This window comes from Rhizobium sp. 62_C5_N11_2, assembly GCF_051811185.1.
GTDB classification, from domain to species: domain Bacteria; phylum Pseudomonadota; class Alphaproteobacteria; order Rhizobiales; family Rhizobiaceae; genus Rhizobium; species Rhizobium leguminosarum.
The window spans coordinates 511,630-525,025 of the sequence record NZ_JBPWPW010000003.1 but is presented as its reverse complement, the minus strand read 5'-3'; the positions used below and the strand labels follow the sequence as shown (position 1 = coordinate 525,025).

13 protein-coding genes and 1 pseudogene are annotated in these 13,396 nt (G+C 59.7%); 6 read left to right on the top strand and 8 right to left on the bottom strand.

Features of this window, described 5'->3' with window-relative positions; genetic code table 11:
• Positions 1-12: 12 nt before the first annotated feature.
• The gene (locus AB8B31_RS31550; RefSeq protein ID WP_130759309.1) at positions 13-1,197 is read left to right on the top strand and encodes a serpin family protein; all 1,185 of its coding nucleotides are present in this window, start codon (positions 13-15) and stop codon (positions 1,195-1,197) included.
• A gap of 42 nt (positions 1,198-1,239) precedes the next feature.
• Entirely contained in the window at positions 1,240-3,645 is a 2,406-nt protein-coding gene (locus tag AB8B31_RS31545) for a protein kinase domain-containing protein (RefSeq protein ID WP_130759308.1), read from the top strand.
• Between the two features lie 249 nt (positions 3,646-3,894).
• Here AB8B31_RS31545 and AB8B31_RS31540 read toward each other — a convergent pair whose 3' ends face one another.
• From AB8B31_RS31540 to AB8B31_RS31530, 3 genes are all read right to left on the bottom strand, one after another.
• Positions 3,895-4,374 carry a GNAT family N-acetyltransferase gene (locus AB8B31_RS31540; protein WP_018246177.1) on the bottom strand — a complete coding sequence of 160 codons (480 nt, stop codon included), beginning with the start codon at positions 4,372-4,374 and terminating at the stop codon, positions 3,895-3,897.
• 237 nt (positions 4,375-4,611) lie between these two features.
• Positions 4,612-5,289 carry an HAD family hydrolase gene (locus AB8B31_RS31535; protein WP_130759307.1) on the bottom strand — a complete coding sequence of 226 codons (678 nt, stop codon included), beginning with the start codon at positions 5,287-5,289 and terminating at the stop codon, positions 4,612-4,614.
• Between the two features lie 94 nt (positions 5,290-5,383).
• Positions 5,384-5,605 (bottom strand): hypothetical protein, encoded by a 222-nt coding sequence (locus AB8B31_RS31530; protein ID WP_130759306.1) that lies wholly within the window; start codon positions 5,603-5,605, stop codon positions 5,384-5,386.
• 437 nt (positions 5,606-6,042) lie between these two features.
• Here AB8B31_RS31530 and AB8B31_RS31525 point away from each other — a divergent pair, with 437 nt between their 5' ends.
• From AB8B31_RS31525 to AB8B31_RS31515, 3 genes are all read left to right on the top strand, one after another.
• The gene (locus tag AB8B31_RS31525; RefSeq protein WP_028732734.1) at positions 6,043-6,354 is read left to right on the top strand and encodes a DUF982 domain-containing protein; all 312 of its coding nucleotides are present in this window, start codon (positions 6,043-6,045) and stop codon (positions 6,352-6,354) included.
• 122 nt (positions 6,355-6,476) lie between these two features.
• Positions 6,477-7,211 (top strand): phosphotransferase enzyme family protein, encoded by a 735-nt coding sequence (locus AB8B31_RS31520; RefSeq protein ID WP_130759305.1) that lies wholly within the window; start codon positions 6,477-6,479, stop codon positions 7,209-7,211.
• Positions 7,212-7,843: 632 nt separating this feature from the next.
• Positions 7,844-8,203, top strand: a complete 360-nt coding sequence (locus AB8B31_RS31515; protein WP_130759304.1) for a hypothetical protein — start codon at positions 7,844-7,846, stop codon at positions 8,201-8,203.
• On the opposite strand, the pseudogene AB8B31_RS31510 reads toward AB8B31_RS31515, so the two are convergent.
• The 5 genes and pseudogenes from AB8B31_RS31510 to AB8B31_RS31490 form a co-directional block, all read right to left on the bottom strand.
• Positions 8,163-8,312 (bottom strand): annotated as a pseudogene (locus AB8B31_RS31510) (transposase domain-containing protein); the annotation flags it as partial. The gene AB8B31_RS31515 and the pseudogene AB8B31_RS31510 overlap by 41 nt on opposite strands.
• A 114-nt stretch (positions 8,313-8,426) precedes the next feature.
• Positions 8,427-9,428, bottom strand: coding sequence for a tyrosine-type recombinase/integrase (locus AB8B31_RS31505; protein WP_096772358.1), 1,002 nt, complete (start codon positions 9,426-9,428; stop codon positions 8,427-8,429).
• Positions 9,425-10,348 carry a tyrosine-type recombinase/integrase gene (locus tag AB8B31_RS31500; protein WP_086083856.1) on the bottom strand — a complete coding sequence of 308 codons (924 nt, stop codon included), beginning with the start codon at positions 10,346-10,348 and terminating at the stop codon, positions 9,425-9,427. The genes AB8B31_RS31505 and AB8B31_RS31500 overlap by 4 nt, the downstream gene beginning before the upstream one ends.
• Positions 10,345-11,586, bottom strand: coding sequence for a site-specific integrase (locus AB8B31_RS31495; protein ID WP_096772357.1), 1,242 nt, complete (start codon positions 11,584-11,586; stop codon positions 10,345-10,347). Before AB8B31_RS31495 ends, AB8B31_RS31500 begins: the two co-directional genes overlap by 4 nt.
• A 51-nt stretch (positions 11,587-11,637) precedes the next feature.
• Positions 11,638-12,177, bottom strand: a complete 540-nt coding sequence (locus AB8B31_RS31490) for an IS66 family transposase (RefSeq protein WP_439007660.1) — start codon at positions 12,175-12,177, stop codon at positions 11,638-11,640.
• 137 nt (positions 12,178-12,314) lie between these two features.
• On the opposite strand from AB8B31_RS31490, the gene AB8B31_RS31485 reads away from it, so the two are divergent.
• A complete protein-coding gene (locus AB8B31_RS31485) occupies positions 12,315-13,283 on the top strand; it encodes a DMT family transporter (RefSeq protein WP_130759303.1) in 969 nt (322 codons plus the stop codon).
• The last annotated feature ends 113 nt before the right edge of the window (positions 13,284-13,396 follow it).

Sequence of the window (13,396 nt, the reverse complement as noted above, 5' to 3'; positions counted from 1 at the left end):
CAGGAGCGAACCATGCCGAAATCCATTCTGCTGGCGGGCCTTGCCGCTTCCCTGATGGCGCTTGCCCCAGCCGGCCATGCCGGCGAGACTGGCGACAGCCAGGCGATGCTAACAGCGCAGGCGGGGCTTGCCGCCGAACTCATCGACCGCACCCTGGCAAAGGAAGGGGGGGCCAATATCATGGTGTCGCCGGCAAGCCTTGCCGCCGCGCTCGGTCTTGCAAGCCTCGGCGCCTCCGATGAGGGCAAGGCGTCGATCGCCAAAGGCCTCGGCTTCGGCGGCGAGGTGAAGGGACCGGAGACAGTGCTCGACGCGATGTCTCCGGAAAAGCCGGCAGCGGCTGATGCGCCTTTGACGACGGCGGTCGCGATCGTCTTCGACGACAGACTGGTGCTCGTCCCCGATGCGCTATCCATGCTCGCCACCCACCGGATCAAGCCTTCGATCGAGGACCTCGACGGACCGAAATCGGTCGAGCACATCAACGGCTGGGTCAAGCAAGCGACGCGGGGCGCCATTCCATCAATCCTGGATGCACCACCCGGCGGCGGCTTCGTCAGCCTCGGCGCACTCTCGTTCAAGGCCCGTTGGAAAACCTCCTTCGACAGGGAAAGCCCGGCAAGCCCCTTTCAGCGGCCGGATGGCTCGACGATTTCGGTACCGATGATGCATCTTGCCGGCGACGGGCATAACTTCCGCTCCGATGAGAAATTCTCAGCTGTCGACCTTGCCTATGCCGGCGAGGGCTACAGCATGGTCGTGGTGGCGGCGCGCTCCGGCAAGGGTGTGGGCGGCGCCGACCTGAAGACGCTTGCCTCCTGGCTTCAGGGCGAGAAATTCGAAGCGGCCAAGGGCGAAATCTTCCTGCCCCGCTTTTCCCTGAACGACGGGCGTGATTTGATGCCGGTACTCAATGCGATGGGAGTGGCGCCCGAGAAGGCCAAGGATGCGGGTTTCCCGGGTTTCACCAAGGAAAACATCCGCTTGTCGCGCGTCCTGCAGAAGACGATGATCAAGGTTGACGAAAACGGCACGGAGGCAGCGGCAGCCACGGCTGTTATCACGGAACGCAGCATCGATCCGAAGCTTGTTCGCGTCGTCGCCGATGCCCGTTTCGCTTTCGCGCTTCGCGATACCAAGACCGGTCTGCTGCTGGCCGCAGGCCTTATCGGCGATCCATTACTGGCAGGCGAATAGAATTCGGTTTCATGAATGCAATGAATGCAGGGGGACAAGTGCATGAGAAGTGATCTGATCGCCCGCTACACGATCGGCGAGCCGATCTATGAAAACGAGTTCATCGTCTATCCCGCCCAGGACAAGCGGATGGACCATGCGGTCTTCATCGTCACACCCGATGTGGCGCTGAAACTGGACAAGGCTCGTTTCGAGCGGGTCTGGACCTCGATCAACGAGGCCAAATCTCTGACGGCCCGACGCTTCGTCGAAATCGAGGACCTCATCCCGCCGTCCCCGGAAGACGACAATTTCTATATCGTCGAGAAGCGGCCATCGAAAACGCTGCACCAATATCTCGACGAAACGGAGATGGTGGCTTACGAGCGCGCCGTCGAGATCGGCCGCCACATCCTCGAAGGGCTGGCGACGCTGCACGGCGCCGGTTACGCCCACAATGCCCTGACCGACCAGTGCATCTATGTCTCCGAAGATTATTCCGGCCTCTCGGTCCGGATCGGCAACCTGCATCTGATCTCGAAGATCGGCGAGCATATCATCCCGCCCTATGTGCCGGAATTCGGCGCGCCCGAAATCTATGCCAGCGGCACCTTCTCCGCCTCATCGGCACTCGATATCTACGCAATGGGCATGATTGCCTACAAGCTCTTACTGCCGCGGCAGACCTATGCCAGCGTCTTCGACAGCGTCATGGTCTGGGAGGACGAGCACCAGCGCGAGCAGAGCTGGAAGAACATCCATCTCGACCCTTCCAACGTCTTTCCCCGCCTGGACGTGCTGATCCCCGGTTTTCCCGAAGGTCTTGCAAGCCTTGTGGAAAAGATGCTGAGCCGCGACCCTGCTCAGCGTCCGCGCATGGGCGCCGATGCGCTGGGCGAATTCGCCCGGGTGACGACGGGCATCCAGCCTATGTCGTGGGATCCGCGCGGCGGCATGCAACAGCAGCAGGAGGCGCCGAAACCGAAAAAATGGACGCTTGCCAAGCGGTCCATGATCGGGGCGCTGCTGCTGATCTGCATTGGCGTCGGTGTCGTCACCATTCCGAAGCTGCTGCGCCCGGATCCGAAGCTCGTCGCCGATGTCGGCACCTGGAAGAAGGAGGCCGAAAGCCGAAAGCAGAAGGCGATCGCCGCCAAGGCGCCGGAGCGCCCTTCCGGTGACCAGGCAAAGCTTTCCTATGACACCGGTGCTGCGGCGCTGACCTCGGCCGATGCGCTGCTCAAGGACGAAGATTACGAAAAGGCGCTTCCGGGCTTCCAGACGGCCGCCATCAATCTCGGCAATGCGCTGATCGGCATCTCCAAGGAGAATGCCGAAAAGGCGAAAGCTGCCGCTTCGGCCGCAGGCGGCGACAAGGCGCCAGGCTTTGCCGAGGCGGACGCCAAGATGAAGACCGCCGCCGACGCCGCCACCGCAAAGCAGATGCATGCTGCGGTCGACGCCTACGACGCATCGAAAACGACGTTTGACGATCTCGCCAAGGCGCTCACCGCGCTGGCCGCCGCCGAAAAGGACGCGGCGGCAAAACGCGAAACCGTCAATCGCATCGGCGCCGGCGATAGCCCCGACGTCAAAAAGGCGAGCGGGCTGATGGCGGACGCCAAGACCAAGGCCGAGCAATGGCAGATGCCGGCCGCGACCACAGGCTATGGCGACGCCGCCAAGCTGTTCGACGCCGTCATCGCCGACGTCATGGCGGCAAAGGACGAGGCGACGGCGCTGAAGCAGAAAGTCACCGATCTCAGCGCCTCGATCGCGACACGTGCAGGTGCTGCCGAACCGACGCTTGCAGCCCTCGCCCCGAAGATCGGCGAAGCCGACGGCCGCTACACCGCGGAAGCCTATAAGCTTGCCGTCGTCGCCTACCAGCCGATCCTGGCCGATCTCGAGGCGCTATCGGCGCGCGGCTTCTGCCCGGTTTCGCAGACCCTTGCCTTCGAGACCGTCCCGGCGGGAAGTTATTCGCTGGAGAATGTCCGGCTGATGACCTCGTCGATGAAGGAACTCGGCGGCATGCTTGGCGTTGCCAATGGCGCCGTGAAGATCGACAAGTCCTTCTGCATGCAGAGGAAGGCCGTCACCCGTGCCGAGATGGCGGAATATTACACCGCCAACTCAGATCCCGCCGCAGCCCAGGCCTATGCCGACAATCCGCAGCAGCCGGCCGACGACGTGCCGCTTGCCGTGGCGGAGAACTATACGGCCTGGCTGTCGAAACAGCTGAACGCCCCGGTCCACCTGCCGTCGGCGACGGAATGGATGGCAAGTGCGGCGAAGATCACGCCGGAAAAACTGCCCGACAACGGCGATATCATCCTGCAATGGAGCGCCACCCCCTGCGAAGCCGGCGGCAATGTCGCCTTCATGGCGCAGGAGGGCTCGACCTTCGTCGTCTGCTCCGACGCCTCGGCCGGCGGGATCTTCCGGGTTACTGCTGAATTGCGGTAAGGGATCAGAAGGGTGGAGATCGGAAAGCGGGAGCTGTGTGCCGATTACTAGCCAATCTCAATGCGGTGAAGGCCAAGTACGACCAGAGCCGGGGCCGTCTCGAACAGGCCGAATATCGCCGGACGGCATTCCTGAGCGGTCCAATGCCTGATTGCGGATATATTGGAAGAGGCGGGACGCACTGCTGACGCGGCCGGAGCTGAAAAAGGCTCCGAAAATCGAGGCCGTCGCCAGGAAAAAGAGAGAGTTCTAGCCGCGGGCAAACGCCGCCAGCTTCTCTCCCGCCATCCGATAGCGGATCCATTCCTTCTGCGGCTCCGCGCCGATCGCCTCATAGACGCGGATCGAAGGTTCGTTCCAGTCGAGCACACTCCATTCAAAGCGGCCGCAGCTCTTCTCCAGCGCGATCTGTGCTAGGCGCCGCAGCAGCGCCTTGCCGGCCCCCGAGCCGCGCGCGTCCGGTGTTACGTAGAGATCTTCCAGATAAAGGCCGTTCTTCGCCTGCCAAGTCGAATAGCTGAAGAAATAGACCGCCATGCCGATCGCTTGGCCTTCGCGTTCGCAGATCAGCGCATGCGTGACCGAACCGTCGCCGAAGATCGCCGCACGCGTGCTCTCCTCGGTCGCCTCGACCTCGTGGATTGCCTTTTCATAGTCGGCCAATTCGCGGACGAATCGCAGGATCGTTGCCGCGTCTAAAGGCGTCGCGGGGCGTACGGTAAGGGTCATGTGAGAGGCTCCTGATCTTGCGCTCCAGATGAAAGAACCGTCCCGGCCTGTCAACTGCATGAAGTGCAGAGTGCATCTGTAGGCCTGCAGTTTTGTTCCCCCCTGCTCCACGGCGGCTCTGCGGTTCGATTTACGTCAAGGCGGTGTAACTTTCGATTGAAATGCCTTGGCTTGGCTCTCAAGCCACCGGCAGAAAATTGACGATTTCCTGCTCCGTCTCGCCCGCCTCAATGCCACCTACTCGTGCCCACTCGAGATTGCGATCAAGTCCCGAACGGCGTGAAGATCCGCCAAGACGCAAGCGCAGCGACCAAGAAGATCTGGTGCCGGCTGAACCAGATCCGGCACCATGATGGTCATCGCTCCGGCGCCTGATGCGGAGAGAACCCCATTTCGGGAGTCTTCCAGGGCAACGCATTCTGAAATGGACAGGTTGAGCCGCTCGGCGGCCAGTAGGTATGGAGCGGGATGCGGTTTTCCCATCCCGTAATCGCCATAGGCAACAATGGTTTGGAACCGGTCTTGCAGCCCGGTTGCGGAAAGATGGCCCTCGACGGCCGTCCGATCCGATGAGGTTACGATGGCCGAAGGGATCCGCGCCTCTTCGAGGAAGGATAGAATTTCCGGCAAGCCTGCTTTCGTTCGTAAATCCGTTTGCACCATCTGCGTGAAGAGTTCCGAAGCCTGCCTCCAGAGATCGTCCAGAGGGGCATCCTTGCCGAACCGGGCCAACAAAAGTTCGCGGACACTGGAAGCCGGCAAACCAATGGTTTCAAGATAGGCCGGCAGAGGCAATTCGAAGCCTGCATTCCGTGCAGCCGTGATCGTGGCATCGCGATACAGAGCTTCGGTATCGAACATCAAACCGTCCATGTCGAACAGGACGGCTTTGGGAGCACGGGGCAGGCGCTGCATGTATGGCTTTCGACAGTGGGGATCCGCTTGACTGTATACTGCCTTGCCGTGACTGCGCCATGAAAACACAAAGCGGATTGTCCCCGCCCGATCATCAATGACTGCGTCGCTGTGCTTCTGCCAGAGCTTCGTCGAGCCATCTGTCATGCACGATCATACGGTCACAGTTTGGATAGTAGCACTTCGTAAACTCATAGGTGAAGCGGCTCCGATCCATCCCTTCGAGCGACAGATTGCTTAGCGAATAAGCCCCGGCCAAGCCTGCAAAGAGGCCGAGCAGAATTGCCGCAGAGGTGAAGTGACGTGTGGTGATCAATCGCACAGCTCCAAAGCCGCAAGCTTACAGAAAGGCTGTTTTTAGTTTCGTCACCAAAGTCGTTAAAATCACAAAATAACCCACCGTTCGATCATCAGGGTGATGTGGAGGGTCGCTTCGCCCCGCCGGCGGCATCTTCAGCGTCACCGCGGAATTGCGGTGAGGGATTCCGAAGCGTGGAGATCGAAAAAAGAAAGCGGTGCGCCGCTGATAATGGGGCGGGTAATCGGTTGCGAACCCGGAATGCATCCATCAGTGCAACCCTTGTCGACGGAGCGCAGGGCGCTCCGACATAAGGTTCCAGAGTGCCCTTTCTTCTTCATTCGACAGCTCGCGCTCAGGCCGCATACCTCTACACTTTTCAATTCCAAATTTCAGAATACGCGCGTATATTGAGCTGGGGACTGCAGTATCCGTGCCTTGAGGGGTCGAGGACAATGTGCTGGAATACATCATCAGCATTCACGCCGGTTGGATTTGCTTTGCGAGGCCCGGCATCTCGCAAGATCGTATGGACGCTGGGCGACGCGGCGCGTCTCCTGATCAACGACTGGCCTTGCGATGACGGCGAGGAATATGTGGCTGCCGTCAAAGCCTGCGTCGACGCATTGAGCGGGAAGATTGCCCCGGAACAATTCCGGGAAGCGCTTCTGCGTGCGGCCGATGAGGCGGGTATCGCTACTCTGTCGCTCGTCCCGCAGGGAGTTCGAGAGCGACGGCCCGACCTTCCCCCGATGATGCGAACATAGGCCTTATATCAAGGGTCTACCCGCTTTTCGACGTCACGTTTGCGCCGGCAGCGGACATCGTGGCGTCGCAAACTTTTTCTATTTCTCCGTCGATTTGATCACGACCGCCAGGGATATTGTCAATGGGATGGGAAGCAATGGGGCAATGGGGTGAAGGTGCGGTCCGCATCGAACCACTTGCCGGTGGAGTCGCCAACGACGTGTGGAGCGTTCGCATCCACGGGCAGATCGCGGTCGGTCGTTTCGGCTCCAGGACCGACGCTGATCTCGCATGGGAAACCGAACTGCTCCAACATCTCGACCGTGAAGGGATGAACGTTCCAGTGCCGATCCCCACGACTGACGGCCGGCTGTTCGCGAACGGTCTGGTGGTCATGAAGTACATGGAGGGCGGACCGCCCGAGACGGAGTCCGACTGGCGTCGCGTGGCCGAAACGCTCCGCGAACTGCATCGGTTGACGCAGGGCTGGCCGCAGCGCCTAGGTTGGCGATCGTCGAGCGACCTCCTGCATGCCGAAACCGGAACAAGGATCAACCTTGCCGCGATGCCGCCGGAGGGCGTTGTTCGATGTCGAGCAGCATGGGCGCGGCTAATCGGACGCCAGACATGTGTTGTCCACGGCAACCCCAGCAACCCCGGCAACGTCCGCATGACCGCGGATCGGGTCGCGTTGATCGACTGGGACGAGGCACATGTCGACGTCCCCGACCTTGACCTGGTGCTGCCCGGCAACGCTGCCGACCTCGACGACGGCGCGCATGACATCGCCGCGCAAGCATCAGCTGCATGGGAAGCCGCCGTCTGCTGGCGGGACGAGTATGCAGTCAAGCGGCTTGCCGAAGTTCGCCCGGTCTGAACGGTTCCGGCGGATCGACGTTTTCCCAAAGCTGTAGGAGAATATAATGCGGGATGATGAATCCAATCATCTAAGCGGCATTCAGCCCCTTTTTTTGTGAATCGTCTGTCCGCAATACAGGGACCGGCACTACCGGCGCCAAATGGGGTCAGCTTGTTACGTACAATTTGAAGTCGTTCAGGGGTCTACGATTGGACGCTGTTTAAGAATCGCCACTTGTGAAGGAGTAGGAGGAAGGTTGGGCCCTCCGCATCGGAACTCTCCTTCAACGACGAGATGTTGAGAGTCAGGACATTTTGACCAAACCGCAGGATATGGAAAGGCGCAGCCGCCAAGCACGGACGTCACAGGTCCGATCACGCATGTACCTGCGACGAAATAGGCAACCCGCCCCAAACCTAGCATTTTGCCCTTTCCTCGTTCCCATCAGGTTACCTGAGGCAATAAAGCTAAAAATGACGGGTTTCTAGTCAAAAACTACACTCAGCGAGCCCCCAGAGTACCCCCTCGGTAAAGGCTTCAACGGATGCTTACAAAGTAAGCGTCCGGTTAACTGGTTTTCCAAGTGCATGATGGCGTTTCCTGAGGCTGTAATGCTACGATAACAGCTCCGGCGTGAAGAGGTTGAGCTTGTGGTGCGTGCGATTGTTTTGCTTTTGATCGGGACTCTGGCAACGCCGAGTTACGGCCAGAGTCCGGCGGAGCTTGGACCGAATACAAACGAGCATCCTTTCCAGTGTGGAGCGGCCTTTGCGATCATGGCTAAGGTCTATCAGGAAGCCGGAGATGCCAACAAAGCCGGAGATTACCAAACAAAATTCGATAAGCTAGCTGTCCAGGCGGAAGGCATTTTCGAACAATCTCATCGACCTAAAAGCGATGCACAAGCCTACATGCAGAAGCATGTAGATTCCTTGGCCGCTATCGCTGAGAAAGACGCCGCGCTCGTAATCAATTTTGCCCGACGTTGCGACCAGCGCTTTCCCGGTTAGATGCGGTGTTCCATGGCAATTCACCGATTCTGTTGATGGGATGATCGGCGATGCGGGCAAGGATGTCCCGCAGAGAGGCCTCTGGATCGAGACGATTGAGCTTTGCGGTTTATGCCGACCGGCGAACTATGCCGAGTGCGTCTTCTGGCAGGAACGGCAAACCGTGCGTTCCGAGCCAGTTTGGCGGGTCGCCGTTGTTTGGCACTCGGCATAGTTCTCATGCTCAGAGGGTGTTCAGGAATTCCAGAAGCCGGTCGCTTGGTCGAAATCGCTCGGCCTTGGCGCCTTCGTACGGCTTCAGCTTTGCGAGTGCAGATTCCTTCAGTTCGAGATGCGCATGAAGATAGGTCAACGTCGTTTCCATCGCTTCATGGCCCAACCACAGGGCAATGACGGAGCAGTCGACGCCCGCCTGCAGCAACTCCATGGCAGCAGAGTGCCGCAAGACATGGGGCGACACCCGCTTTGAGCGAAGGGAGACGCAGTGCTCACGTGCTTTGGCGACATATTTGTTCAGCAGTGCCTGCACGCCGTCGGCGCTGAGCCTGCCACCGTGCGTATTCGGAAAGAGGGCTGTTGAGCCTCGCTTCCCTGGTTCCTTGAGCCAATAACGGAGGGCTTGCTGTGCAACCTTTGTGAGCGGCGTACTTCGCTCTTTGCGGCCCTTGCCGATGCATTGCACATGCGCACCGCGGCCGAGCATTACCGAATCTCGGTCAAGGTCGATGATCTCCGAGACCCGCAGCCCCGTTTGGGCGGCCAGTAACAGCAGAGTGTAGTCGCGGCGTCCCAGCCACGTGCTTCGATCCGTGCAGTCCAGGATCGCTTCAATCTCGGGCCTAGTTAGAAACTGAAGCTGCCGCTTGTCACATCGCTTGCTGGGGATCGCGAGCACACGCTGAATGTGGGCGCTATGTGCCGGCTCCTCGAACGCCGCATATCGGAAGAAAGAGCGGATGGCTGTAAGGCGGAGATTCCGGGTCCGCACCGAGGCGGATCTCTTCGTCTCAAGATCCTCCAGGAATGCGCCGATGAAGGGAGCGTCCAAATCCCGCAGCGTCAACTCCGATGGGGATCTCCCAAGGCGCGTCTGTGCGAACGCAAACAGGAGCCTGAAGGTGTCGCGATAGGAGGCGATGGTGTTAGAACTTACACCTCGATGCTTCATGAGCCGATCTGTGAACCACCGCTCGATCAGCACGGCCAGGTCTTTCGTGCGTCTCATGACCGTACCTCCCAGCGCTTATTCAATCGCCGTACGGCATGGTTCATCAGTTCCGGCGTGGCGGACAGATACCAATAGGTGTCGCGAACATTCGCATGGCCGAGGAAGGTCGAGAGAACCGGCAGCTCGCGTTCCACATCTTCGCCGGCGCGATGCCAGTTGATCAGGGTCTGGACGGCGAAACGGTGACGAAGATCATGAATCCGTGGGCCATCTCGTTTCCCCTCCTGCCGTAATCCGATTTGCCGAGATAGTCGCCAGAACACGCGGTGCACGTATTGATGCAGCAATCTGCCGCCCTGTTCGGCGACGAAGAAATAGGGACTACGCGGCGTACCAAGGTGTGCATCGCGTCGGGCGGCATAGCCTGAAAGGACAGCAATTGTCGTGGCATGCAGCGGCACCAGCCGTGACTTGCCAAACTTTGTCTCTCGGATGGTGAGGACGCCCTGGTCGAGATCTACATCGGCCCGGAGCAGGCTGAGCGCTTCGGAATGGCGCAGTCCGGCGACCGCTATCAGCCCGAACAGGCAGTGATATGTCCAGCGCCGCAGGGCGTTGGCCGGCGGCAACGACAGTGCTGCCGCCAGAAGTGCCTGAATCTCGACCTCACTATAGATGTAGGGTTTTGTCCGCCGTGCCGGCGCCACAGCGTCGCTCGGTGGCACTTCCGTCAAAGGATCGAAATGACTGAGGTGCTGGGCAAAGCAGCGCACATCAGCCAGTCGGATTGACCAACTCGGCTGCCGGCCCATCGAGGTGACCCACTCCATTGCCAGGTCCGCCGTGATGGTCTCGGCGCCGCGGGCTTCCATGAAAGCGACGAACTCCGACAATCGTTTTGCCGGACCGTCATATTTGTATCCCAGCCCTTGGCGCATGCCGATGTAGCGCTCAAGCGCGGTGCGAAGCCGGCTCATTGGACACCTCCCGGCCAGGGTAGGCTCAGTTCCCGCAGCTTCTCAATATCGAGCTTTGCATAGATTCTTGTACTGTCGATGCTTCGATGGCGGAGCAGTTGACCGATCTCGGCAAAGCTGGCGCCCGACCGCAAAAGGTCGGTCGCAAGGCTGTGGCGGAAAAGATGGGCACCGTGATGCGCATAGCCGTCAATGCCTGCCCGTTCGAGTGCCTGCTTCGCGATCATCGTGATGGCGCAGCCGGAGGCAAAGCCCACATGCGGCGCAAGTGTTCGCAAGAAGACTCGCCGACATGCCGAAGCTGGGCGCCCATGCCGGATATAAGCGACGATCGCTGTTCCGACGTCGTGACGCAGCGGCATAGTCGCTTGTCGTCGTCCCTTTCCGTGTACGAGGATCGTGCCCGACTGCCAGTCGATATCGTCAAGATTGAGGGTGGCCACTTCGCTGGCGCGCAAACCGAGCTTGGCGAGGATCATCAGAACCGCATAGTCCCGACGACCCATTGCCGTCGTCCGATCGCAGGCATCGAGAACCTTCTGGACTTTCTCGGGCGGCAGGAAGGTTGGAAGGCCGGCAAGTCGCCAGCGGCGGATGGACGGCACACAGTCAGCGAGCGGCGTCGAGATGAAGCCCTTCAGATGCAAATAGCGCAGGAAAGCACGCACAACCCCGCACATGGCTTTGCCACTGTCGGCGGAACCGTCGAGCGCATGTCGCTCGACATAACCGATAACGATCTCCGGGGTGAGCGCTGCAAACTCGTCTGCGCCGAAAGGACACACCTCCCGGAGAAATCGAAGCGACAGAAGCTTGTGGCTCCCCACTGTCGCGGCGGCGAGCCCTCTCTCATTCGAGAGATATTGCCCGAATACATCGACGATCATCTCGTGCTCACTGCGCTGAATCGGAAGCGCGGCTGGTATTAAGCCTTTCTCCCGTAACGCCAAAAGCAAGCGGCGGAGCGCCGATCGATCGCCCGAGTCGGGCTTCCAGTGTTTGAAACGATGCTCAAGAAAGCGGTCGGCGTGAACCTCATTCAAATCCTGCGGAGCATGTCCATTGCCAACATGCCAGTCCATCAGATCCCGAAACAGGCTCAGCGACCGCCACGTGCATTGCCGCCCCAAACCTTCGTTCGACATTTTGGCGGCGTAAACGCCCGCAAACTCCCGATACGGACCGTAGACCAGCTTCCGGTATAGGGCGCTGCGATTCAAATAGTCAGTTGCGTTCATGTGTCCTCTCCTTCGCGACAATTGCGACGGAGAGACCCTAAGCTATGCCGACTAGGCGGCCGCTATGGTGCTGGAAACGTTGGCAAAAAGTTGATTAATCGGCATAGTTCGCCGGTCGGCATAAACCTGCTTATGCCGCGCGCGGCATAAACACGTTTCGATCAGTGACAGGATGGCGGCGGCCCGTTCTCCGCCTTTTTCTGATCCGGCGAACAGCCAATTCTTGCGTCCGAGCGCAATGGGTCGGATGGCCCTTTCAGCGGCATTGTTGTCGATCTCGATACTGCCGTCATCAATGAAACGACAAAGCGATGCCCAACGGGAAAGCGCGTAGCGGATTGCCTCAGCTGTCCCGGATTTGTGTGGCAAGCGTTTGAGGTTATCGTCCAGCCACAATCGCAGAGCTTCGACCCTGGGCTTGCTATTTTCCTGTCGTGCAGCTTTCCGTAAGTGCGGCGGAGCACCCCGAATGGTCTTTTCGATGTCGTAGAGTTCGCCCGCCCCGGTCAAAGTGGGAGCCGCATACCGGCCCCCCGCGATACAGCATCGTTTCACGATCCGGGTGATGCGTATCGAGAGGCTGGTTCTCATTTTCGGCGGCTACCGACCAAAGCGCGTGGCCAGTAAATTTTCCCCATTCGATCAAGCATTTCGCTTGATTGCCAAACGACACACTCGGCGTCGCGGAGACCAGGGCTCGGTGACGCAACTGCAAAAGGGTGAACATTATGGACAGACGTTTCTATGTTGGCGTGTCGGCCGCGCTCTTTGCGGCCTTTGCCTTTTCGCTCAACTTCGTCGTGCCCTTCATCATCGGTGACTATTCCACCTTTGATTTTGCCCTCATCCGTCACGTCGTCTCGGCACTCGTCGGGCTTTACATTCTGTTTTCCGAGAAGGGTGTCATGCGCCACCTCACGCTTCGAAACTGCCTGCAAGCCATCTGGCTCGCCTTCGTCGGCTATGTCGGCTACTTCCTGACAGTGACGGGAGCGGCCCTCTTTGCCGGCCCAGTCATCGCTCCGGCCTTTCTCGGGCTGGTACCAATCGTATTGATGGTCATTGGCAATCAGCGTCAGGCATCATTGCCATGGCGATCCCTCATGGTGCCTCTGGCGCTGGTGCTGGTCGGCCTTGGTCTCGTCAATGGCACGGCATTCACGGCCGAAGGACTGGACTCTGTGCAATCATTGTGGATTGGCGTGCCGCTGGCGCTTGCTGCCGTGGGCCTTTGGGTCTGGTTCGCGCTTTCCAATCAGGCAGCACTCGCCGCACGGCCGGACATGCCCTCCGGCGTGTGGTCGGCGCTGATACTGGTTGGCGGCGGCGTCTTGATGCTGGCCTTCTATCCCATCGGTGCCGCGATGGACCTCTTCCGGCTTCCTACATTGGGATTCGGCTGGAGCGCTGCCGGCAACCTCTATGTCTGGGGCACAACGCTCGCGCTGCTGGCCACCGTGGGCGGCGTCTGGGCCTGGAATATTGCCTCACGCAGCCTGCCGGTTGCCTTGGCCGCGCAATTGATCGTCTCAGAGACTGCCTTCGGTGTGATCGGCGGACTTGTTGTGCATGCGCGCTGGCCAACTCCGATCGCAGTCGCCGGGGTTGTTGTCCTGATCGCCGGCGTCGTTCTGTCGGTTCGGATTTTCTATGATCGCCAATTTGCATCTGGAAAGACGGTGCTTGCGAACGAGTGACCCGCTGAATACTGGGCCAAAATAAGATCCGCTTTTACGCAAACATGCCGCCTCGCCAGTCCAATGCGTTGTCCGCTTTCAAGCCGCCGCTTGGCTGGGCTCTACGACTGACA

Coding starts and splice junctions, on each gene's coding strand:
- AB8B31_RS31525 (WP_028732734.1), top strand. CDS start 6,043: ATGTGCTGGAATACATCATCAGCATTCACGCCGGTTGGATTTGCTTTG.
- AB8B31_RS31520 (WP_130759305.1), top strand. CDS start 6,477: ATGGGATGGGAAGCAATGGGGCAATGGGGTGAAGGTGCGGTCCGCATC.
- AB8B31_RS31505 (WP_096772358.1), bottom strand. CDS start 9,428: ATGAGACGCACGAAAGACCTGGCCGTGCTGATCGAGCGGTGGTTCACA.
- AB8B31_RS31535 (WP_130759307.1), bottom strand. CDS start 5,289: ATGCAGCGCCTGCCCCGTGCTCCCAAAGCCGTCCTGTTCGACATGGAC.
- AB8B31_RS31550 (WP_130759309.1), top strand. CDS start 13: ATGCCGAAATCCATTCTGCTGGCGGGCCTTGCCGCTTCCCTGATGGCG.
- AB8B31_RS31540 (WP_018246177.1), bottom strand. CDS start 4,374: ATGACCCTTACCGTACGCCCCGCGACGCCTTTAGACGCGGCAACGATC.
- AB8B31_RS31485 (WP_130759303.1), top strand. CDS start 12,315: ATGGACAGACGTTTCTATGTTGGCGTGTCGGCCGCGCTCTTTGCGGCC.
- AB8B31_RS31500 (WP_086083856.1), bottom strand. CDS start 10,348: ATGAGCCGGCTTCGCACCGCGCTTGAGCGCTACATCGGCATGCGCCAA.
- AB8B31_RS31545 (WP_130759308.1), top strand. CDS start 1,240: ATGAGAAGTGATCTGATCGCCCGCTACACGATCGGCGAGCCGATCTAT.
- AB8B31_RS31495 (WP_096772357.1), bottom strand. CDS start 11,586: ATGAACGCAACTGACTATTTGAATCGCAGCGCCCTATACCGGAAGCTG.
- AB8B31_RS31490 (WP_439007660.1), bottom strand. CDS start 12,177: ATGAGAACCAGCCTCTCGATACGCATCACCCGGATCGTGAAACGATGC.